This window comes from Erwinia persicina (assembly GCF_019844095.1).
Lineage (GTDB): Bacteria > Pseudomonadota > Gammaproteobacteria > Enterobacterales > Enterobacteriaceae > Erwinia > Erwinia persicina.
In genome coordinates this window covers 483,215-503,348 of the sequence record NZ_CP082141.1, presented here as the reverse complement: position 1 = coordinate 503,348, position 20,134 = coordinate 483,215, and the positions used below count along the sequence as shown (strand labels likewise).

Below are 20,134 nucleotides of genomic sequence, written 5' to 3'. Positions count from 1 at the left end.
AACCTCATATTACAACTGTGTTAACAGACAGCGTAGGGTACTCCATATCCTTCACACTTGAAACCGCTGAGGTGCTGACAGCCGTTCCAGTTATTCGGGTTAAGGTTTGCGCCCTGTCGCTACAATGTACACTTCACGCGATCGAGAGCGCGAAGCGTCCGGCTTACGAATTTTTACTTTCGTAAACAGGGAGCGAATTTCCCGGAGGTATTCTTCAAAGCCATCTCCCTGAAACACTTTCACTAAAAAGCTGCCGCCAGGTGCCAGAACGTCACGGCACATTTCTAACGCGAGCTCACATAAATACATTGAACGGGGAATATCCACCGCAGGCGTACCGGTCATATTGGGAGCCATATCTGACATCACAACCTGAACTTTGGTATCCCCTACGCGTTCCAGCAGGGCTTTCAGCACCAGTTCATCACGAAAGTCGCCCTGAAGGAAATCGACACCGACAATAGGATCCATCGGCAGGATATCACAGGCGATGACGCGACCTTTTGACCCAATCTGCGTTACAACATATTGCGACCAGCCGCCGGGAGCCGCGCCGAGGTCAACCACAGTCATCCCGTGCTTGAACAGCTTGTCGCCTTGCTGTATTTCGTCAAGTTTAAACCAGGCGCGCGAACGCAGCCCTTTTTTCTGTGCCTGAAGCACATATTTATCGCTAAAGTGTTCCTGTAGCCAGCGGCTGGAACTGGCCGAACGCTTTTTACCAGTCATACAATTTCCAACTATGATTCAACGTAAGCGATAAATAAACCGCGCAAATCAGCGTTGCCGATTTGGTGATACACCAGAGATGGCGGTAGAATGACCCGTTTTCAATCCCAATGTAAGTAAAAAATACGATGAATCTGAGTACCAAACAAAAACAGCACCTGAAAGGCCTGGCCCATCCTCTGAAGCCCGTCGTTATGCTGGGCAACAATGGTTTGACCGAAGGGGTGCTGGCCGAGATCGAACAAGCCCTTGAGCACCATGAACTTATCAAGGTAAAAATCGCCACAGAAGATCGTGAGACGAAAGCCCTGGTGGTCGAGGCCATCGTGCGCGAAACACGTGCAGTTAACGTGCAGGTTATCGGCAAGACGCTGGTGCTGTACCGCCCAACGAAGGAACGCAAGATCGCCATTCCGCGTTGATTAGCCGAACGGTTTGACAACCGATCTGCTTATCTTAAGCTCAGGACGGGAGAAAGTGCCATGCTCCTGACTCTGATAAAAGGCCGCACAGCGGCCTTTTTCTTATCTTTACAAAACATTCAGCAATACACCGGATATTTTGTGAGGGAAGAAATCAGAGATATTCCACTTTTATGATTTCATATTCCACGTCGCCACCGGGGGTTTTAATAATGGCCACGTCATCCGCCACTTTACCCACCAGGCCACGCGCCATCGGCGAATTTACAGAAATCAGATTCTGTTTAAAGTTGGCTTCGTCATCCCCCACGATACGGTAGGTTGACTCTTCATCTGTATCGACATTCAGCACGGTCACGGTGGCACCGAAAATAACGCGGCCATTAGCATTGCCTGCCATCTTGGTGACATCGATCACCTGGGCATTAGACAGCTTAGCCTCGATTTCCTGAATACGGCCTTCACAGAACCCCTGCTCTTCGCGTGCTGCGTGATATTCGGCATTTTCTTTCAAATCACCGTGTTCACGTGCATCAGCAATTGAGGCAATAATTCTGGGGCGTTTAACGGTTTTCAGCTCTTCGAGCTCTTCGCGCAGTTTTTCCGCGCCCCTTAACGTCATCGGAATCTGGTTCATCTCAATACCTCTTAAAATCTTTCCTGTTCAAAGTGTCGTCATCCTGACGGGTGGCGTGCAGAAAGGCGTCCTGCGGCGCTTACTACTGATTTGAAACGAAAGAAGCCTGACCCGGAGCGAGCTCCAGGCCAGGATCGATTTTGCAATTTGATACGTATTTTACCCCAGAGTTCACTGGGGGTCATCGTTTACTTTCCACCACAATGCACCGTAGTATGACAGCATCACCTGTCAGTTACCGCGAGATTATGCGATTTTCACGAATTGTCACCGGCTTTACCTGCGCATTTATGCTGCAAGCGCAGGCTGCGCCTGTGGAAGACTATACTCAATATCTTCCCGATGGCGCGAACCTTGCACTGGTTGTGCAGAAAATTGGCGCTACCACGCCATCGATCGACTATCACAGCCAACAGATGGCCTTACCGGCCAGTACCATGAAGGTGATCACCGCGCTCGCAGCCCTGTTACAGCTTGGGCCAGATTACCGTTTCCATACGCAGCTGGAAACCAAAGGCAGCCTCAGCGGCAATACGCTGCGCGGTGACCTGGTCGCACGATTTGGCGGCGATCCCACGTTGACCAGGCAGGATCTGCGAAATATGGTCAACGCGTTGAAAAAACAGGGCGTTGAGCATATTGATGGCAATCTGGTGATTGATACGTCGGTCTTTGCCAGCCACGATAAAGCGCCGGGCTGGCCGTGGAATGACATGACACAATGCTTCAGCGCCCCACCGGGGGCCGCTATTGTTGATCGTAACTGTTTTTCCGTTTCCCTGTACAGCGCACCGAATCCAGGCGATAAAGCCTTTATTCGTGTAGCGTCCTGGTATCCGGTTAATATGTTCAGCGAAGTTCGCACGCTGGCTAAGGGTTCTCCGGATGCACAGTACTGTGAGCTTGATGTGGTGCCGGGTGAGTTGAATCGCTTTACGCTTACCGGCTGTCTGACCCAGCGTGCCGAACCGTTACCGCTGGCCTTTGCCATTCAGGATGGGGCCAGCTATGCCGGTGCGATCCTGAAAGCGGAGCTGCAAACGGCCGGGATTGATTACACAGGTCATCTGGTTCGACAGACCCTGGCCACGCAACCCGGAACCGTACTGGCAGAAGCACAGTCCGCGCCGCTGCACGATCTGCTGAAGATCATGCTGAAGAAGTCCGACAACATGATCGCGGATACCGTTTTCCGCACCATTGGCCATGAACGCTTCGGCGTGCCGGGAACGTGGCGTGCCGGATCGGATGCCGTGCGTCAGATCCTGCGGCAGAAGGCGAATATCGATCTGGGTAACAGTATCCAGGTTGATGGGTCGGGCCTGTCACGCCACGATTTGATCTCACCTGCAACCATGATGCAGGTGCTGCAATATATCGCACAGAATGATGCACAGCTGAATTACATTTCCATGCTGCCGCTGGCGGGTTATGACGGGACCTTACGCTATCGCGGCGGCCTGCACGAAGCAGGCGTTGATGGCAAAGTGTCGGCAAAAACAGGCTCTCTGCAGGGGGTTTATAACCTCGCCGGCTTTATGACGACAGCCAGCGGTCAGCGCGTGGCGTTTGTGCAGTTCCTTTCCGGTTATGCTGTGCCACCGGAGGATCAGCGCCAGCGCCGTATTCCGCTTGTCCGCTTCGAAAGCCGTCTGTACAAAGACGTTTATCAGAATAACTGAGCCGATGAAAATACTGATCGTTGAAGACGATATGCTGCTGCAACAGGGATTAACCCTTGCTCTAACGGGTGAGGGTTACGCCGTGGATTGCGCTGTTAACGCCGCTCAGGCCGTGGCGTATATACAGAGCGGTCAGTACAGTCTGATCGTGCTGGATCTCGGTCTGCCGGACCGCGATGGTACCGACCTGCTGCGCCAGTGGCGCAAAGAGCATGTTGACCTGCCCGTTCTGATCCTGACGGCGCGTGATGCCCTGTCCGACCGCGTGGACGGCCTCGATGCGGGGGCTGATGACTACCTGATAAAACCTTTTGCCCTTGTGGAGTTGAAGGCCCGTGCCCGCGCGCTGATCCGACGCTATCAGGGAAGAAGCGATAATCTGTTACAGCATGGTGATATTGCCCTCAACCTCTCTTCTCAACAGGTGATGGTTGACGGCCACCCTGTTGAGGTCACACCGAAAGAGTTTTCCCTGCTGACACGTCTGCTGATGCGCATCGGGCAAACTGTGCACCGGGAAACGCTTCAGCAGGATCTTTACAGCTGGCAGGATGACAACGGTTCCAATACGCTTGAAGTGCATATTCACAACCTGCGTCGTAAATTAGGGAAAGATCGTATAAAAACAGTGCGCGGCGTCGGTTACCGGCTGGAAGAGCGCGAATGAACAGTATGCGTCGGCGTTTACTGATGATGCTGGCGCTGATCCTTCTCAGCTGTCAACTGATGAGTGCGTTCTGGCTCTGGCACGAAAGCCGCGAACAGATCAGCTTCCTGGTCAATGAGACGCTTTCTGCACACGCGCGTAATGATCATGTTGAAAATGAGATCCGTGAAGCCATTGCCTCGCTGCTGCTGCCATCACTGGTGATGGTCTGCTTTACGCTGTTACTCTCTTTCTGGGCCATCAGCTGGATAATCCGTCCGCTGCGTTCGCTGCAAAAAAGTCTGGTCGCGCGGTCTGCTGACAATCTTTCTCCCCTGCCATTACATTCTGAGATGGATGAAATCGTCGCCGTCACCGGGGCTCTTAATCAGCTTCTGGGCCGTCTTGATCATACCTTACAGCAGGAGCGCCTGTTTACCGCCGATGCGGCTCACGAACTGAGAACGCCGCTGGCAGGATTACGCCTGCACCTGGAACTGTTGGAGCAGGAGGGGGTTAAACAGGGACCGATGCTGGTTGAACGCATCGATCAGCTGATGCACGTGATTGAACAACTGCTGATGCTGTCCCGTGCGGGCCAGGCGCTGGCCAGTGGTCACTATCTGACGCTGAACTGGCACCAGATCGTCGATCCCCTGCGCCAGGAAATGGATGAACTGCTGGCTCTGCGACAGCAGACACTCAGAGTCATCACAACCACCACGCGCACGGTACAGGGCGATGCGGTACTCCTCAGGCTGATGCTGCGTAATCTGCTGGAGAATGCCTCACGCTACAGCCCTGAGGGCAGCACGGTGACGCTACTGCTTGAAGATCATGATACCGGCAGCCGGGCCACCGTCCGTGATGAGGGCACAGGGATTGATGCCGGTGCCGTAAATGAGGCGATCAAGGCTTTTCGCCGGATGGACCAGCGCTATGGTGGCAGTGGGCTGGGGCTAAATATCGTCCAGCGTATTGTTCAAATTCATCATGGCCACCTCAGCCTGACTAACCGCAGCGATCGCAGTGGCCTTGATGCTGGCTGCTGGCTGCCCGCTCACCTCGATTAACCCTCCCCCCTGCGAACACCGCCGCTAATTTAATCAGTAATGCTTACCTTTCATAGGGGATCGTGACGGCGGCTATTTCACTGCCAATTTCACGCATAGCGGTACTTAACGCTGTGTGTGTAAAAAATTCCTTACGCTAACTAAATTAATTTACCTTTATTGACACTCTCAGATAATCGACGTAGCTTACTGCAGCTGAAAGCAAATGATAATGGTTCTTACTACGTTTATCATTTAAATGAGGATGCACGATGGAATCGTTAACGTCACACAGTACGCTACAGTTTGCCTCGCAGGCCGCCGCCAGTAGCTTTTTCTTTATGTCTCCCTGGCGCAGTCTGGTCGCGCAGGGCTGCTTTACGACCGTCACTGCCCCCGCCCTGGGAGGAGAATCGCTGGAAGGTGAATTCCAGCAGGAAATCCGCCAGCGATTACGTGATGCGAAGCACCAGGGGATTGAAAAACCGATCGTCGTCGGAGCTATCCCTTTTGATCCCAGCCAACCTTCTTCACTGTTTATCCCGGAATCCAGCCTGTACTTCGATGGCAAAGCATTCCTGCAGCAAATGGGGGCGCCAAAAAGCCAGTTACCTGAAGTGGTTCGCCGCACTGCCCTGCCAGAGCAGCAGGCATTTATGCAGATGGTGAGCCAGGCCGTCGCTGCCACCGGCGCACGGAAGCTGGATAAGGTCGTGCTGTCACGACTGATGGACATCGTTACCGCTGAGAAAGTGGACATTGCCAACCTGATGACCCGGCTGATGACGCAGAACCCGGGTAGCTATAACTTTCATGTTCCTCTGCCAGAAGGAGGCTCTCTGCTTGGTGCCAGCCCGGAACTGCTGTTGCGTAAGCACGACAACCGCTATTACACCCATCCTCTGGCCGGTTCTGCTCGTCGCGACAGCGATCCGCAGAAAGATCGCCTTGCCGGCGAGCAGCTGATGGCCTCGGTTAAGGATCGTTACGAACATAAGCTGGTGACAGACGCGATGCGTGATGTCTTACAGCCGCGCAGCGCACGCCTCACCGTGCCCTCAACTCCTGAGCTAATAACAACCTCAACGCTCTGGCATCTGGGCACGGCGATTGAAGGCGAAGCGGGCAATCAAACCGATACCGCGCTTTCGCTGGCTTGCCTGCTGCATCCGACGCCGGCCCTGAGCGGCTTCCCTCATGCCACTGCACAGCAGCTGATTGCCGAACTGGAACCGTTCAATCGCGGCCTGTTTGGCGGCATTGTCGGCTGGTGCGATGAACAGGGTAACGGCGAATGGGTCGTCACCATCCGCTGCGGGAAGGTCAACGGCAATCGCGTTCGCCTGTTTGCCGGTGCCGGCATTGTGCCCGCCTCCTGCCCGGAATCAGAATGGCGGGAAACCGGCGTCAAACTGAACACCATGCTACGGGCATTTGGCCTTAACTAAAGAGTGCTGCCATGACAATCCCTTATACCCGCTGGCCGGACGATCTGGCCGCCCGATATCGTGCTAAAGGCTACTGGCTGGATCTGCCGCTCACGGACATCCTGCAACGCCATGCCGGCAGCAGCGCCATTGCTGTTATTGATGGCGCACGCCGCTTGCGTTATCAGGATCTGGCGCAGCAGTCAGATCGTCTGGCCGCCTCGTTATCACGCCGGGGTTTGAAGTGCGGTGACACGGCCCTGGTACAACTGGGTAATGTTGCCGAGTTTTACATAACGTTTTTCGCTCTGTTGAAAATAGGTGTCGCCCCGGTGAATGCGCTGTTCAGCCATCAGCGCAATGAACTGAGCGCCTATGCGCTGCAGATCCAGCCCGCGCTGTTGATTGCCGACCGGCAGCACAGCCTGTTTGCCAGCGATGAGTATCTCACTCAGCTTCAGCAGGACATTCCGGCACTGAAGGTGGTGGCGATGCACAATGACAACAGTGCTGCGCTGTCACTGTCAGCCATGATGGACGAGGATAACGGCGACGTTGTTGCCCGCCCGTCTGCCGCCGATGAGGTTGCCTTCTTCCAGCTGTCTGGTGGCAGCACCGGCACACCGAAGCTGATCCCGCGGACCCACAATGATTATTACTACAGCATCCGGGGCAGCGTCGAAATTTGTCAATTCAGCGAACAGACGCGTTATCTGAATGCCCTGCCCGCTGCGCACAACTATGCCCTGAGTTCACCAGGCTCCCTCGGCGTGTTTTACGCTGGCGGCTGCGTGGTGATGGCGAACGATCCCAGCGCCAGCCTCTGCTTTCCGCTGATTGAACAGCATCAGGTCAACGTCGCCGCGCTGGTGCCACCGGCCGTCAGCCTGTGGTTACAGGCGATTCAGGAGTGGGGCAGTAACCAGGCACTGGCCTCACTCACCCTGCTACAGGTAGGCGGGGCAAGACTCAGCGAATCGCTGGCGGCACGCATTCAGACGGACATCGGCTGCCAACTGCAGCAGGTCTTTGGTATGGCGGAAGGTCTGGTCAACTACACCCGCCTTGATGATGACATGTCGCATATTCTCACCACACAGGGCCGCCCCATTTCTGACGATGACGAAGTCTGGGTTGCCGATGAACAGGGGCACCCGCTGCCCCCAGGGGTAACCGGCCGTCTGATGACGCGCGGTCCCTATACCTTCCGGGGTTACTACAACAGCCCGGAACATAATGCCGCCAGTTTTGATGCGCAGGGCTTCTACTGCTCCGGCGATCTGATTGCTATCGCCGAAGATGGCTACATAACCGTGCAGGGCCGTGAGAAAGATCAGATCAACCGGGGGGGCGAGAAGATCGCCGCGGAGGAGGTCGAAAACCTGCTGCTGCGCCACGAAGATGTGATCCATGCGGCCCTGGTGTCAATGGAGGACAGTCTGATGGGCGAAAAAAGCTGTGCCTTCATTGTCGCACGTCGTGTGCTCAAGCCGGTGGTACTCCGGCGTCACCTGCGCGAGCTGGGCGTGGCCGAATTTAAACTGCCGGATCGTATTGAATGCGTAGAGGCATTGCCACTGACCCCGGTGGGGAAAGTCGACAAAAAACGCCTGCGCCAGCAGCTGGCCACTCAGCAAAACGGATAACTTTTCAGGAGAGACATCATGGCGATCCCAACGCTACATTCTTACGCGCTGCCAACCGCAGCCGAACTGCCGACTAACAAGGTTAACTGGGCATTTGAGCCAGCGCGCGCCGCACTGCTGATCCACGATATGCAGGAATATTTCCTCAATTTCTGGGGCGAAGGCAGCCCTCTGATCGAGCAGGTGGTGGCCAACATCGCCCGTCTGCGTGAATACTGCAAATCTCAGGGGATCCCGGTTTTCTACACCGCACAGCCGAACGAACAAAGTGCCGAAGATCGCGCTCTGCTGAATGATATGTGGGGACCGGGACTGAACAGACATCCTGAACAGCAGAAAGTGGTAGCAGCCCTGGCACCGGACAACGATGACCAGGTGCTGGTCAAATGGCGCTACAGCGCGTTCCATCGCTCCCCCCTGGAGTCGATCCTCCATGAAAGCGGACGCGATCAGCTGATTATTTGCGGTGTGTATGCACATATCGGCTGTCTCACTACCGCTACGGATGCGTTTATGCGCAACATCAAGCCATTTATGGTGGCCGATGCCCTGGCTGACTTTAGCCGCGAAGAGCACATGATGTCGCTGACCTACACCGCTGGCCGCAGCGGCCGCGTCGTCATGACAGAAACCCTGCTGCCACTGCCACAAAGCAAAGCACAGTTACGCGCCGTGGTGATACCGCTGCTGGATGATGACAGTGAAGACATCGAAGACAGTGAGAACCTGGTGGACTACGGACTGGACTCCGTACGCATGATGGCTTTGGCCGCCCGCTGGCGCCAGGCGCACAGCGATATCGACTTTATCGCGCTGGCAAAGAACCCCAGTATTGACGGCTGGTGGGCACTGCTTTCACGGGAGAGCGCGTAATGTCATGTGGCTTTGATTTCAGCGGCAGACAGGTGTGGGTGACCGGTGCAGGTCAGGGTATTGGCTATCATACCGCGCTGGCGTTTGTTGCTGCGGGTGCCTCCGTAGTGGGTTTGGATCGGCAGTTTACGCAGGGCGATTACCCGTTCCGCTGCGCCATTGTCGACGTTGCCGATGCCGGCCAGGTAAAAGAGGTCTGTCAGCGTCTGCTGGCTGAAACGCCGCACCTGGATGTGCTGGTGAATGCCGCCGGGATTTTACGCACCGGCACGACCGATGAACTGACGGTGGAAGACTGGCAGGCGTGCCTGGCAGTCAACGCTGGCGGTGCGTTTAACCTGTTCCAGCAAACGCTGCCGCTGTTCCGTCAGCAGCGTGCCGGGGCGATTGTTACCATCGCTTCAAATGCTGCCCATGCCCCGCGTATTGGAATGTCAGCCTATGGTGCGTCGAAGGCCGCTCTGCGCAGCCTTTGCCTCACCGTCGGGCTGGAAATGGCCCCGTTTGGCGTACGTTGTAATATCGTATCACCGGGTTCAACAGACACCGCGATGCAGCGAAGCCTGTGGCATAAGCCGGAAGACGAACAGCAGATGATTGCAGGCTACCCCGATCAGTACAAACTGGGCATTCCGTTGCAAAAAATCGCTCAGCCACAGGAAATTGCCAGTACGGTACTGTTCCTGGCGTCAGACAGCGCCAGCCATATAGTGATGCAGGATATTGTTGTTGATGGCGGAGCGACCCTCGGTGCCTGATATGTGGAAACGGCAAAGCAGCCTGGCAGAACTGAATAAGATGGCTGAAGGTACTCTTATTGCAGGTCTGGGAATGGTCTTTACCCGTCTGGAAGCGGACTGGCTTGAAGCCACCATGCCGATGGATGCCCGGACACAGCAGCCTTTTGGACTGCTGCACGGTGGTGCTTCTGTCGCGCTGGCAGAATCGCTGGGATCCATGGCGGGATGGCTCTGTTCGCAACCGGGACAGAACGTAGTCGGGATTGAAGTCAGTGCCAGCCATCTGCGCGCGGTTTACAGCGGAACGGTTCGCGGTATCTGTCGCGCGCTGCATCGCGGCAGCCTGAATCAGGTGTGGCAGATTGAGATCGTTAACGGTCAGGATCAGCTATGCTGTATGGCCCGGCTCACCACCGCCATCATTGGCTGATTCTGTACGCCGAAAAGTAAAACGGGACGCCAGAGGCATCCCGTTTTTTCGCGTCGATTAACGCTGATAGACCGTTTCGACACCTTCTTCGTCGTCTTCGTCCCAGTCGTCATCCCAGTCATCATCTTCGTCTTCAACTTCAGGCTGTGTCTCTTCCAGTTGCTGACGGTGATAGTCATCCCACATGAATTCCACTTTCTCTGGCTGTTTCGCTTCCAGTTCGGCTTCTTTCGGGTTGGCATTGATAAAGGACATCAGATCCCAGCACAGCGCGTTAACACCAGAGCGGTTAGCCGCCGAGATCAGATAATATTTCTCCGTCCAGCCTAAAGCATCAGCAATCGCTTTAGCCCGCGCTTCCGCTTCTTCCTGATCCAGCAGATCAACCTTGTTAAATACCAGCCAGCGTGGCTTCTGGAACAGCTTATCGCTGTATTTTTCCAGTTCACCCAGGATAATGCGCGCGTTCTCAATCGGATCGCTTTCATCAATCGGAGCAAGGTCAATGGTGTGCAGCAGCACGCGGCAACGCTCAAGGTGCTTCAGGAAACGGATCCCCAGACCGGCACCGTCCGAAGCGCCTTCAATCAACCCTGGAATATCGGCCACGACGAAGCTCTGCTCGCTGTCCATACGCACTACGCCAAGGCTTGGCACCAGGGTAGTAAACGGATAGTCAGCCACTTTTGGCTTGGCCGCGGAAACCGCACGGATAAAGGTCGATTTACCCGCGTTGGGAAGACCGAGCATACCGACATCGGCCAGCAGCATCAGCTCCAGCTGCAGATCGCGCTTTTCGCCCGGCGTACCCATGGTTTTCTGGCGAGGGGTACGGTTTACGGATGACTTGAAACGGGTGTTACCCAGACCGTGCCAGCCGCCTTTTGCGACCATCATCTTTTGCTGATGGTGCGTCATATCGCCAAGGGTTTCACCGGTGCCCTGGTCAATAATACGGGTTCCGACAGGCACCTTGACCACGATATCGACACCACGCTTACCGGTACAGTCACGGCTCTGACCGTTCTGCCCGCGTTCCGCACGGAAGGATTTTTCAAAGCGGTAATCGATCAGGGTATTGAGGTTTTCATCGGCCTGCATATAGACATCGCCGCCATCACCACCATCACCGCCGTCCGGGCCACCGCGCGGAATATATTTCTCACGACGGAAGCTCACGCAGCCATTACCGCCATCGCCAGCCACTACCAGAATCGTCGCTTCATCAACAAACTTCATTTTACTTCTCCGTCACTCATACGCCCGTGGCCCGATGCAGATGGCACCGGTACGGGATTGCTCCGCCGTGGCCATAAGCGATGACCAATTGCGGAAAACATGGCGCCTGACACCACAACAATTGCGCCGACAAACCCTAAGGTATTGAGCTGCGGAATCGCAAAAAAGTCGGGCCAGCCAAGCGATAAAAATTCTGAAAACAGCAGAGTAAACAGTGGCGTCAGCGTCACAATTGCGCTGACCTGCGCCGCCTGCCAGCGTGCGTAGGCTTCCGCCAGTGCGCCATATCCCACGAGGGTATTGAGCACACAAAAAATCAGACAGCCCAGTTGCCAGCTATCTAATTGCCCTATCAGTTCAAGATGAGCCAAAGGCAATAACGTCACTGCACATAAAGTGTACAGCAAAAACAGGATCTGCTGCGAGCCCAGTCGACGCAGTAATATTTTTTGCGTCACACCATAGATGACCCAGACCAGCGCCGCACTGATGCCGAGGATCACACCCCAGGTGTAATCGGTCAGGCGGGTAAAGATTTCTACCAGGCTGGTATTAAAAAACATTACCAGTCCGCAGAGTAGCATGGCTACGCCAATCACCTGGCTGCCCCGCATCTTCTCTTTCAGGATAAAGACGCTGGCCAGCATCATGCCTGGCGGAGCCAGTTGGGCGATCACCTGTGAGGCTGTAGGGCTGAGATACTGCAACGAAGAGCCAAACAACACGAAGTTACCCACCAGTCCGGCGGTGGCAACGACAATCCACACCAGCCAGCGCGGATGTCGAAAAAAATCACGCGGCGGCAGCTGTCGCTTCAGCGCCAGGATCGTGCCCAGGCCTAAAGCAGCAAAGGAAAAGCGGTAGAACACGACGGTGAACGGATCCATTACCTGCAGCACCACTTTCATGGCAATCGGTAATGAACCCCAGCTCATAGCGGTCACCAGCGCAAGCGCAATGCCCATTCCTGCCTGCTGTTTGATCGCTGACATCGGTGTTCCCTGACAGAATGTAAAAAGCCCCGCAGTCTAGTGCGGGGCTTCTCTTTTCGCAGCAGTGAACGACGTGAAAGCCGTTCCGCGGCACGAAAACCTAATTACTCAGCAACGATGCTGATGTACTTACGGTTGTTCGGGCCTTTAACTTCGAATTGGACCTTGCCGTTTGCAGTAGCAAACAGGGTGTGGTCACGACCGCAGCCTACGTTGGTGCCCGCGTGGAATTTAGTGCCACGCTGACGAACGATGATGCTACCAGCCAGTACAGATTCGCCGCCGAAACGTTTTACGCCCAGACGTTTTGCATTGGAGTCGCGACCGTTACGGGTCGAGCCACCAGCTTTCTTATGTGCCATTTTTCAGATCTCCTGTTATGCGCTGATGCCAGTGATCTTCACATCAGTGAACCACTGACGGTGACCCTGCTGCTTACGGTAATGCTTACGGCGACGGAACTTAACAATCTTGATTTTGTCGCCACGACCGTGAGCTACGATTTCCGCTTTGATCACGCCGCCTGAAACTAAAGGCGCGCCGATTTGAACGTCTTCGCCATTGGCAATCATCAGAACCTGGTCGAATTCAACGACTTCGCCGGTTGCGATGTCCAGCTTTTCCAGGCGAATGGTCTGGCCTTCGCTTACTCGGTGTTGTTTACCACCACTTTGGAAAACAGCGTACATATAAACTCCGCTCTCGCGCTTGCCTTCTTTGATTTCAGGCTGCGCTATAAATATTCACAATAGGGCGCGAATTCTACGCAACTTCCTCGGTAAAGACAAGTGTCTGTTGCGCTGTATTGCAGAAAAAAAACGCAACATGAATGGGGGCGTTTCACCGCCGCGTTTTTGCAGTACAATCTGTCATACATTTCATGCCACCGGCACGGGTAAAGGCGCTTATCATAGCAGCGAACTGAGCGATAGCTGAACAGACTGATGAACTTAGAACAGATAAACGAACTCACCGCGCAAGATATGGCGGACGTCAATGCGACAATACTCGACCAGCTGAACTCGGATGTATCCCTCATCAATCAGCTGGGCTATTACATTATCAGCGGCGGAGGTAAGCGCATTCGTCCGATGATCGCGGTGCTTGCAGCCCGCGCCATCAATAATTATGACGGTAAACAGCACATCACGGTCGCGGCACTGATTGAATTTATTCACACCGCGACGCTCCTGCACGATGACGTCGTGGACGAGTCAGATATGCGTCGCGGTAAAGCCACCGCTAACGCGGCTTTTGGCAACGCTGCCAGCGTGCTGGTTGGTGACTTTATCTACACGCGCGCCTTCCAGATGATGACCAGCCTCGGCTCGCTGAGAGTGCTGGCACTGATGTCGGAAGCGGTCAACGTGATTGCAGAAGGCGAAGTTCTGCAGTTGATGAACTGCAACGACCCGGATATCACGGAAGAGAGCTACATGCGGGTCATTTACAGCAAAACCGCACGTCTGTTCGAAGCGGCAGCGCAGTCATCTGCCATTCTGGCGGGTGCCAGCGAAGCTCAGGAGCAGGCATTGCAGGATTACGGCCGTTTCATTGGCACAGCATTCCAGCTTATTGACGATCTGCTGGATTACAGCGCCGATGGCAAAACGCTGGGTAAAAATGTCGGTGATGACCTGAGTGAAGGGAAACCGACCCTGCCTCTGCTTCACGCCATGCGTAACGGAACGCCGGAACAGGCCAGCCTGATCCGTTCTGCTATCGAAGACGGTAACGGTCGTCATTTACTGGAACCCGTTCTGGAAGCGATGCGCCAGTGTGGCTCACTGGAATGGACGCGGAGTGCGGCAGAGCAGGAGGCGGATAAAGCCATTGCCGCGCTAAAAATCCTGCCTGAATCACCGTGGCGCAGTGCGCTCGAAGCGATTGCACATATGTCCGTTCAGCGCGAGTTTTAACCACTGATACAATGAGGAAAGTGCGGCAGGCCGCGCTTTCCTTTTTTTATCTGTCCTGGCCTGTCCAGAAATCGTCTCTCTCCCCCGTCTGGCTGAAATCATCTTGTTAAAGAGCTCCCTGTTTTGCGTAGCGTTACGCAAAAAAGCATCTTACATTCAAAATTAACTGGAACTTAATGGAAAGAACTTGCTAAAAAAATCCTGTTATAGCAAATTATAACCCGTCGGTTTACCAGGAAATACCGACAACAGGCTGGCACTGGCAACATGCTGCCACCGTCTGAGAAAAGTGCACATGGAGGATAAGCACATGAAACAAACCCCACAAGACTGGCATCCTGCCGATATCATCGCCGCGCTACGCAAAAAAGGCACCACCCTGGCGGCTCAGTCGCGACTGGCGGGCTTAAGCTCTTCAACGCTCGCGAATACGCTGTGTCGTCCGTGGCCGAAAGGGGAATGGATAATCGCTGATGCGCTGAACGTACACCCCGCAGAGATCTGGCCCAGCCGCTATTACGACCCGGTAACGCACCAACTTATCGATCGTAAAAAACTGATGCGAGGATAAAAAAAGGGCCGGTATTCGCTACCGGCCCTCGTTTCATGGCAGAAAAAGTTACTCTTCGCCGCTGACGCGCTGAATATTGGCCCCGAGAGCAATCAGCTTGTCTTCGATATGCTCATATCCCCGGTCAATATGGTAAATACGGTCGACCACGGTCGTGCCTTCCGCAATACAACCTGCCAGCACCAGACTGGCTGAGGCACGGAGATCGGTCGCCATCACCTGGGCACCGGACAGTTTCTCTACGCCATGGCAAATCAGCGTGTTGCTTTCAATCTCACCGTGAGCGCCCATGCGAACCAGTTCAGGTACATGCATGAATCGGTTTTCGAAGATGGTTTCCGTGATCACTCCCGTCCCTTCCGCCACCAGATTCAACAGGCTGAACTGCGCCTGCATATCGGTGGGGAAGCCAGGATGAGGTGCCGTGCGCAGGTTAACCGCTTTAGGCCGTTTACCGTGCATGTCCAGACTGATCCAGTCGCTGCCCACTTCGATTTCGGCGCCCGCTTCGCGCAGTTTGGCCAGTACCGCATCCAGTGTATCTGGCTGGGCCGCACGGCAGACAACCTTGCCGCCGGAAATGGCAGCGGCCACCAGGAACGTACCGGTTTCAATGCGGTCAGGCAACACGCGATAGACACCACCGCCCAGGCGCTCTACGCCCTCAATGGTAATGCGATCGCTGCCTGCGCCAGTGATTTTGGCTCCCAGGGTGTTGAGGAAGTTGGCGGTATCGACGATTTCCGGCTCACGCGCGGCGTTCTCAATAATCGTGGTACCGGTTGCCAGCGTCGCGGCACTCATGATGGTCACCGTCGCGCCAACGCTGACCTTATCCATCACGATATGTGCCCCTTTCAGGCGGCCATCGACGGAGGCCTTCACATAGCCCTCTTCCAGCTTAATCTCTGCGCCAAGCTGTTCCAGACCGGTAATATGCAGATCGACCGGACGGGCACCGATCGCACAACCACCAGGCAGTGATACCTGTCCCTGACCAAAACGTGCCACCAGCGGCCCCAGAGCCCAGATAGAAGCCCGCATGGTTTTCACCAGGTCATAAGGCGCACAGAAAATATTGACGTCACTGGCATCCAGATGCACGGAACCATTGCGTTCCGCTTTCACACCCAACTGACTGAGCAGTTTCATGGTGGTATCGATGTCTTTCAGTTTCGGGACATTCTGAATCTCTACCGGCTCTTCAGCCAGCAAAGCAGCGAACAGGATCGGCAATGCGGCATTTTTAGCGCCGGAGATTGTGACTTCACCACTCAGTCGGGTCGGACCCTGTACACGAAATTTATCCATTGCAACTGCTCTCTGTTGTCAGTCAAAAAATCTGCTGCACAGACGCTCACCCCGCGAGGCGAGACATACTCTGCACAGCTTAGAAACCGTTTAGCTTACGGTCGCGCGCCCACTCTTCAGGGGTGTAAGTCTTGATGGATACCGCATGAATGCGATTATCCGCAATATATGCCATCAGGGGGGCGTAAACCGTCTGCTGTTTCTTAACGCGGCTCAACTCACCAAACAGCTCACCCACGGCGATAACCTGGAAATGGCTGCCATCACCCGTTACGTGGACTTCCTGCAGCGGTAACGCGCCCATCAGCACGGACTGAATTTCACTATTTTCCATGATGTTTTCAAATTCACTTGATATTAAACAGGCACACATCTTAGTGGAATCCGCCCCACTCTTAAACAAGCAAAAAATGCCTGCGGTAAGAGAAAAAGTGTAAACGGGATGGGATAACCACTCAGACAGTACAGGGAGGAAGGAACCGGGGAGCCGGTTCCTGAAGGAAAAATGAGCAAACTCATGAAGTTCCGCTGAGGTCTGGCGGGAAACACCTGCGGCAGTGATTTACTCACTGCCCGGGATAATTTTCTGCAAGTTGTACAGCGTGATCAACGAACGGAGCTTGTCGGTAATGCCGGTAAACCGGGGAACCCGTCCCCGCTGTATGGCAATCTGCCGCAGGTGGACCAGCAAAGCCAGCCCACCAGAGTCAACGCGCTCCAGTCCGGAGACATCAATCGTCTCAACCCACTGCATCACCGCATCACGCTGTTGCCAGAGGGGTAACAGCGTTTCGCGCTCCAGTTCTCCCGAGAGGCGCAGAATATCCGACTCCACCTCCCAACGCAGTTGATCGCTCATTACGACTGCTTATTAAGAGTAATCGGCTGGTTAGCATAGGATTTCAGCTGTTCTGTTAATCCATCAATGCCTTTCTTGCGCAGGATATCACTCCACTCATTCTGTTTCGTGGTGATCATGCTGACGCCTTCAGCGATCATGTCGTACGCCTGCCAGTGGTTGCTCACACTGTTTTTACGCCACTGGAAGTCCAGACGGACCGGTGGACGCCCGTTCGGGTCGATGATGGTGACACGAATGGCAATAATATTGGCATCGCCCAGGGGCTGCGCGGGGGCGATCTGGTAAGTCTGTCCGTTATACATGGCCAGTGCCTGACCGTATGCCTGGGCCAGGTAATCACCGAAGGCTTTGAAATAAGCCTCACGCTGTGCAGGCGTAGCCTCTTTGTAGTAGCGGCCCAGCACCAGCGCACCAGCATATTTAATCTGCACATACGGCAACAGTTCTTCACGAACGATCTGACGCAGATAGTTCGGATCCTGCTTGATTTTAGGTTGTTCCGTTTTAAGGCGCGTAAAGGTTTTTTCCGCAGCCTCACCCATTAATTTATAGGGGTCGGTTTGATCCGCCGCTGCATTTGCCGCCAGTGGTGCGACGATCAGCATCGCAACCATCAGTAAACGTTTAAACATTATTTGACCTCTCCTGAATTGTTCGCTGCCGGTGCAGGCTCTGAAGCTGGCTGTTCGTCAGATGCAGCTGCATTTTTGTCTTTATCATCACCACTGCCACTTTTGTACAGGAACTGACCTATCAGATCTTCCAGTACCATGGCGGATTTCGTGTCCTGAATGGTACCGCCATCTTTCAGTGTAGCAGTGCCCATTTCCGGGTCGTCAAAACCGATATTCATGGCAAGATATTGCTCACCCAAAAGACCGGACGTTCGCACCGCGAGTGAACTGGTATCAGGAATATTGTTGTACTTATCTTCAATATCCATGGTGACTTTGGGTGAGTAATTTTTCGGATCGAGACTGATATCCACCACACGACCGATCACCACCCCCCCCACTTTCACCGGTGAACCGGCTTTCAGCCCACCGATATTATCGAAAGTCGCATAGAGCTTCCAGGTGGGCTCATTACCAAGTGATTTAAGGTCAGCCACGCGCAGACAGAGAAAAATAATCGCGCACAGCGCCAGCATTAAAAAGGCACCTACCCAAATTTCGCTTTTTTTCGTTTGCATCGAATCAGTTCCCAAACATCAGTGCCGTAAGCACAAAATCCAGACCGAGCACAGCCAGTGAAGCATGTACTACGGTACGCGTCGTTGCCCGACTGATCCCTTCAGAGGTCGGAATGGCGTCATAGCCGTTAAACAGCGCAATCCAGGTCACGGTCACCGCGAACACGGCACTTTTGATCACGCAGTTAATAATATCGGTACGCAGATCGACCGCATTCTGCATCGCTGACCAGAAGAACCCGGGATCGATCCCCTTCCAGCTCACCCCCACCAGCCCACCGCCCAGAATGCCTACCGCGACAAAAATCAGGGTCAGCAGCGGCATACTGATCACCCCGGCCCAGAAACGCGGCGAGATGATGCGACGCAAGGGGTCAACGGCCATCATTTCCATACTGGAAAGCTGTTCGGTGGCCTTCATCAAACCAATTTCAGCGGTCAACGCCGATCCGGCGCGTCCGGCAAACAGCAGCGCGGTGACCACGGGCCCCAGTTCGCGTAGCAGGGATATCGCCACCATCATTCCCAGGCTGGTTTCGGCGCTGTAGGTTTTCAACACCAGATAGCCTTGCAGCCCCAGCACCATCCCGATGAACAATCCTGACACCACGACAATCAGTAACGACAGCACACCAACGCTGTATAACTGTTTTATCAGCAACGGCGTATGTTTACGAAAGCGGGGAATGCCAAATAACGCATGGAATAACATTAATCCTGCGCGGCCGAAGGAGGCACAGGTGTTAATCCCTTGTCGCCCCAGTGATGCCAGTGCGCGTATAAACATCACTCTTTCCCCCTCCCTGAGCCGACCAAGTCTTGCAGATAATCCCCTGCCGGGAAGCGGAACGGCACTGGCCCATCGGCAATGCCATCAATAAACTGTCGAACACGGGCATCGTTATTTTCACGTAATTCAGGCGCGGTGCCCTGCGCAATCACTTTTTGATCGGCAATGATATACGCGTAGTCAGCAATACTGAGCACTTCAGGTACGTCGTGAGACACCACAATACAGGTGACGCCTAAAGCGTGATTCAGCTCATCGATTAATTTGACCAGCACGCCCATAGTAATGGGATCCTGCCCCACAAACGGTTCGTCGAACATGATGAGATCGGGTTCCAGCGCGATAGCCCGCGCCAGCGCAGCACGCCGCGCCATACCGCCTGAAAGTTCAGAGGGCTTGAGGTTCGCCGCCCCCCGTAACCCAACGGCCTCCAGTTTCATCATCACCGTGCTGTTCAATAACGGCAGCGGTAACCTGGAGTGTTCCCGTAACGGCCATGCCACGTTGTCAAACACCGTTAAATCGGTAAATAAGGCCCCAGACTGGAACAGCATACTCATTTTTTTTCGCGCCTCATAAAGCCGCGAACGGGAAAGCGTCGGGATATTCTCACCGTTAAACCAGATCTGGCCACTATCGGGCGGGATTTGCCCCCCAATAAGCCGCAGTAACGTGGTTTTACCAATGCCGGATGGCCCCATGATAGCGGTAACTTTTCCTTTGGGCACCGTAAGCGAGATGTTATCGAAAATCAGCCGGTTGCCACGGGAAAAACTCACCCCCTGGACATCCACCAGATTCATCTCCGTCTGGCTCATAGTTACCTCGACCTCTATTCTAAGACGATTAATTTACTCCCGATGGTAACGTATTAACCCTCGGACCGGGCATTTTTACAGAAACTTACCTCTGTTGCGTAGCTAAAGCTGCCATAAGTTTTACTTTTTGTCCTGAGATCGTCAAAATCATGGCCA

24 protein-coding genes are annotated in these 20,134 nt (G+C 54.4%); 11 read left to right on the top strand and 13 right to left on the bottom strand.

Annotated elements, in window-relative coordinates; translation table 11 throughout:
- Positions 1–99: 99 nt before the first annotated feature.
- Positions 100–729 carry a 23S rRNA (uridine(2552)-2'-O)-methyltransferase RlmE gene (gene rlmE, locus K6L24_RS02345; RefSeq protein ID WP_137269569.1) on the bottom strand — a complete coding sequence of 210 codons (630 nt, stop codon included), beginning with the start codon at positions 727–729 and terminating at the stop codon, positions 100–102.
- Positions 730–857: 128 nt separating this feature from the next.
- Between rlmE and yhbY the strand changes: the two genes are divergently transcribed.
- Entirely contained in the window at positions 858–1,151 is a 294-nt protein-coding gene (gene yhbY / locus K6L24_RS02340) for a ribosome assembly RNA-binding protein YhbY (protein ID WP_062744461.1), read from the top strand.
- Between the two features lie 154 nt (positions 1,152–1,305).
- Here yhbY and greA read toward each other — a convergent pair whose 3' ends face one another.
- Complete coding sequence (greA, locus tag K6L24_RS02335) at positions 1,306–1,788, bottom strand: transcription elongation factor GreA (protein ID WP_062744462.1); 483 nt, start codon at positions 1,786–1,788, stop codon at positions 1,306–1,308.
- Between the two features lie 248 nt (positions 1,789–2,036).
- Between greA and dacB the strand changes: the two genes are divergently transcribed.
- The 8 genes from dacB (at position 2,037) to K6L24_RS02295 (ending at position 10,284) form a co-directional block, all read left to right on the top strand.
- The gene (gene dacB, locus K6L24_RS02330) at positions 2,037–3,470 is read left to right on the top strand and encodes a serine-type D-Ala-D-Ala carboxypeptidase (RefSeq protein WP_062744538.1); all 1,434 of its coding nucleotides are present in this window, start codon (positions 2,037–2,039) and stop codon (positions 3,468–3,470) included.
- A 4-nt stretch (positions 3,471–3,474) separates the two neighbouring features.
- Entirely contained in the window at positions 3,475–4,137 is a 663-nt protein-coding gene (gene pmrA / locus K6L24_RS02325; protein WP_062744463.1) for a two-component system response regulator PmrA, read from the top strand.
- A complete protein-coding gene (gene pmrB / locus K6L24_RS02320) occupies positions 4,134–5,189 on the top strand; it encodes a two-component system sensor histidine kinase PmrB (protein ID WP_062744464.1) in 1,056 nt (351 codons plus the stop codon). The genes pmrA and pmrB overlap by 4 nt, the downstream gene beginning before the upstream one ends.
- Before the next feature lie 251 nt (positions 5,190–5,440).
- The gene (locus K6L24_RS02315; RefSeq protein WP_222681899.1) at positions 5,441–6,616 is read left to right on the top strand and encodes an isochorismate synthase; all 1,176 of its coding nucleotides are present in this window, start codon (positions 5,441–5,443) and stop codon (positions 6,614–6,616) included.
- Between the two features lie 11 nt (positions 6,617–6,627).
- Complete coding sequence (locus K6L24_RS02310) at positions 6,628–8,241, top strand: (2,3-dihydroxybenzoyl)adenylate synthase (protein ID WP_191927564.1); 1,614 nt, start codon at positions 6,628–6,630, stop codon at positions 8,239–8,241.
- Positions 8,242–8,259: 18 nt separating this feature from the next.
- Positions 8,260–9,114 (top strand): isochorismatase, encoded by an 855-nt coding sequence (locus tag K6L24_RS02305; protein ID WP_062744467.1) that lies wholly within the window; start codon positions 8,260–8,262, stop codon positions 9,112–9,114.
- A complete protein-coding gene (gene dhbA, locus K6L24_RS02300; RefSeq protein ID WP_137269573.1) occupies positions 9,114–9,872 on the top strand; it encodes a 2,3-dihydro-2,3-dihydroxybenzoate dehydrogenase in 759 nt (252 codons plus the stop codon). Before K6L24_RS02305 ends, dhbA begins: the two co-directional genes overlap by 1 nt.
- 1 nt (position 9,873) lies before the next feature.
- The gene (locus K6L24_RS02295; RefSeq protein ID WP_062744539.1) at positions 9,874–10,284 is read left to right on the top strand and encodes a hotdog fold thioesterase; all 411 of its coding nucleotides are present in this window, start codon (positions 9,874–9,876) and stop codon (positions 10,282–10,284) included.
- 57 nt (positions 10,285–10,341) lie between these two features.
- Here K6L24_RS02295 and cgtA read toward each other — a convergent pair whose 3' ends face one another.
- The 4 genes from cgtA to rplU form a co-directional block, all read right to left on the bottom strand.
- On the bottom strand, positions 10,342–11,523 hold the full coding sequence (gene cgtA / locus K6L24_RS02290) for an Obg family GTPase CgtA (RefSeq protein WP_062744469.1): 1,182 nt from the start codon (positions 11,521–11,523) through the stop codon (positions 10,342–10,344).
- Positions 11,520–12,506, bottom strand: a complete 987-nt coding sequence (locus tag K6L24_RS02285; protein WP_062744540.1) for a DMT family transporter — start codon at positions 12,504–12,506, stop codon at positions 11,520–11,522. The genes cgtA and K6L24_RS02285 overlap by 4 nt, the downstream gene beginning before the upstream one ends.
- Positions 12,507–12,619: 113 nt before the next feature.
- The gene (gene rpmA, locus K6L24_RS02280) at positions 12,620–12,877 is read right to left on the bottom strand and encodes a 50S ribosomal protein L27 (protein ID WP_013204035.1); all 258 of its coding nucleotides are present in this window, start codon (positions 12,875–12,877) and stop codon (positions 12,620–12,622) included.
- A gap of 15 nt (positions 12,878–12,892) precedes the next feature.
- A complete protein-coding gene (rplU, locus tag K6L24_RS02275; protein WP_062744470.1) occupies positions 12,893–13,204 on the bottom strand; it encodes a 50S ribosomal protein L21 in 312 nt (103 codons plus the stop codon).
- A 255-nt stretch (positions 13,205–13,459) separates the two neighbouring features.
- Between rplU and ispB the strand changes: the two genes are divergently transcribed.
- Complete coding sequence (ispB, locus tag K6L24_RS02270; RefSeq protein WP_062744471.1) at positions 13,460–14,434, top strand: octaprenyl diphosphate synthase; 975 nt, start codon at positions 13,460–13,462, stop codon at positions 14,432–14,434.
- A gap of 310 nt (positions 14,435–14,744) precedes the next feature.
- Positions 14,745–15,005, top strand: a complete 261-nt coding sequence (locus K6L24_RS02265) for a helix-turn-helix domain-containing protein (RefSeq protein WP_062744472.1) — start codon at positions 14,745–14,747, stop codon at positions 15,003–15,005.
- Between the two features lie 48 nt (positions 15,006–15,053).
- Here K6L24_RS02265 and murA read toward each other — a convergent pair whose 3' ends face one another.
- The 7 genes from murA to mlaF all read right to left on the bottom strand — a co-directional run bounded on the left by murA (position 15,054) and on the right by mlaF (position 19,978).
- Entirely contained in the window at positions 15,054–16,316 is a 1,263-nt protein-coding gene (gene murA / locus K6L24_RS02260; RefSeq protein WP_062744473.1) for a UDP-N-acetylglucosamine 1-carboxyvinyltransferase, read from the bottom strand.
- Positions 16,317–16,395: 79 nt separating this feature from the next.
- Complete coding sequence (gene ibaG / locus K6L24_RS02255) at positions 16,396–16,650, bottom strand: BolA family iron metabolism protein IbaG (protein ID WP_062744541.1); 255 nt, start codon at positions 16,648–16,650, stop codon at positions 16,396–16,398.
- Positions 16,651–16,878: 228 nt separating this feature from the next.
- On the bottom strand, positions 16,879–17,175 hold the full coding sequence (gene mlaB / locus K6L24_RS02250) for a lipid asymmetry maintenance protein MlaB (RefSeq protein WP_062744474.1): 297 nt from the start codon (positions 17,173–17,175) through the stop codon (positions 16,879–16,881).
- Positions 17,175–17,810: a phospholipid-binding protein MlaC gene (gene mlaC, locus K6L24_RS02245; RefSeq protein WP_062744475.1), complete on the bottom strand. Its 636-nt coding sequence runs from the start codon at positions 17,808–17,810 to the stop codon at positions 17,175–17,177. Before mlaC ends, mlaB begins: the two co-directional genes overlap by 1 nt.
- Complete coding sequence (mlaD, locus tag K6L24_RS02240; protein ID WP_062744476.1) at positions 17,810–18,370, bottom strand: outer membrane lipid asymmetry maintenance protein MlaD; 561 nt, start codon at positions 18,368–18,370, stop codon at positions 17,810–17,812. The genes mlaC and mlaD overlap by 1 nt, the downstream gene beginning before the upstream one ends.
- 4 nt (positions 18,371–18,374) lie before the next feature.
- Positions 18,375–19,157 (bottom strand): lipid asymmetry maintenance ABC transporter permease subunit MlaE, encoded by a 783-nt coding sequence (mlaE, locus tag K6L24_RS02235; RefSeq protein WP_062744477.1) that lies wholly within the window; start codon positions 19,155–19,157, stop codon positions 18,375–18,377.
- Positions 19,157–19,978 (bottom strand): phospholipid ABC transporter ATP-binding protein MlaF, encoded by an 822-nt coding sequence (gene mlaF, locus K6L24_RS02230; protein WP_062744478.1) that lies wholly within the window; start codon positions 19,976–19,978, stop codon positions 19,157–19,159. Before mlaF ends, mlaE begins: the two co-directional genes overlap by 1 nt.
- Positions 19,979–20,134 lie beyond the last annotated feature (156 nt).

Excerpts from the sequence above, each read along its gene's own strand:
- rlmE (WP_137269569.1), bottom strand. The coding sequence starts at position 729 with ATGACTGGTAAAAAGCGTTCGGCCAGTTCCAGCCGCTGGCTACAGGAA.
- yhbY (WP_062744461.1), top strand. The coding sequence starts at position 858 with ATGAATCTGAGTACCAAACAAAAACAGCACCTGAAAGGCCTGGCCCAT.
- greA (WP_062744462.1), bottom strand. The coding sequence starts at position 1,788 with ATGAACCAGATTCCGATGACGTTAAGGGGCGCGGAAAAACTGCGCGAA.
- dacB (WP_062744538.1), top strand. The coding sequence starts at position 2,037 with ATGCGATTTTCACGAATTGTCACCGGCTTTACCTGCGCATTTATGCTG.
- pmrA (WP_062744463.1), top strand. The coding sequence starts at position 3,475 with ATGAAAATACTGATCGTTGAAGACGATATGCTGCTGCAACAGGGATTA.
- pmrB (WP_062744464.1), top strand. The coding sequence starts at position 4,134 with ATGAACAGTATGCGTCGGCGTTTACTGATGATGCTGGCGCTGATCCTT.
- K6L24_RS02315 (WP_222681899.1), top strand. The coding sequence starts at position 5,441 with ATGGAATCGTTAACGTCACACAGTACGCTACAGTTTGCCTCGCAGGCC.
- K6L24_RS02310 (WP_191927564.1), top strand. The coding sequence starts at position 6,628 with ATGACAATCCCTTATACCCGCTGGCCGGACGATCTGGCCGCCCGATAT.
- K6L24_RS02305 (WP_062744467.1), top strand. The coding sequence starts at position 8,260 with ATGGCGATCCCAACGCTACATTCTTACGCGCTGCCAACCGCAGCCGAA.
- dhbA (WP_137269573.1), top strand. The coding sequence starts at position 9,114 with ATGTCATGTGGCTTTGATTTCAGCGGCAGACAGGTGTGGGTGACCGGT.
- K6L24_RS02295 (WP_062744539.1), top strand. The coding sequence starts at position 9,874 with ATGTGGAAACGGCAAAGCAGCCTGGCAGAACTGAATAAGATGGCTGAA.
- cgtA (WP_062744469.1), bottom strand. The coding sequence starts at position 11,523 with ATGAAGTTTGTTGATGAAGCGACGATTCTGGTAGTGGCTGGCGATGGC.
- rpmA (WP_013204035.1), bottom strand. The coding sequence starts at position 12,877 with ATGGCACATAAGAAAGCTGGTGGCTCGACCCGTAACGGTCGCGACTCC.
- rplU (WP_062744470.1), bottom strand. The coding sequence starts at position 13,204 with ATGTACGCTGTTTTCCAAAGTGGTGGTAAACAACACCGAGTAAGCGAA.
- ispB (WP_062744471.1), top strand. The coding sequence starts at position 13,460 with ATGAACTTAGAACAGATAAACGAACTCACCGCGCAAGATATGGCGGAC.
- K6L24_RS02265 (WP_062744472.1), top strand. The coding sequence starts at position 14,745 with ATGAAACAAACCCCACAAGACTGGCATCCTGCCGATATCATCGCCGCG.
- murA (WP_062744473.1), bottom strand. The coding sequence starts at position 16,316 with ATGGATAAATTTCGTGTACAGGGTCCGACCCGACTGAGTGGTGAAGTC.
- ibaG (WP_062744541.1), bottom strand. The coding sequence starts at position 16,650 with ATGGAAAATAGTGAAATTCAGTCCGTGCTGATGGGCGCGTTACCGCTG.
- mlaB (WP_062744474.1), bottom strand. The coding sequence starts at position 17,175 with ATGAGCGATCAACTGCGTTGGGAGGTGGAGTCGGATATTCTGCGCCTC.
- mlaC (WP_062744475.1), bottom strand. The coding sequence starts at position 17,810 with ATGTTTAAACGTTTACTGATGGTTGCGATGCTGATCGTCGCACCACTG.
- mlaD (WP_062744476.1), bottom strand. The coding sequence starts at position 18,370 with ATGCAAACGAAAAAAAGCGAAATTTGGGTAGGTGCCTTTTTAATGCTG.
- mlaE (WP_062744477.1), bottom strand. The coding sequence starts at position 19,157 with ATGTTTATACGCGCACTGGCATCACTGGGGCGACAAGGGATTAACACC.
- mlaF (WP_062744478.1), bottom strand. The coding sequence starts at position 19,978 with ATGAGCCAGACGGAGATGAATCTGGTGGATGTCCAGGGGGTGAGTTTT.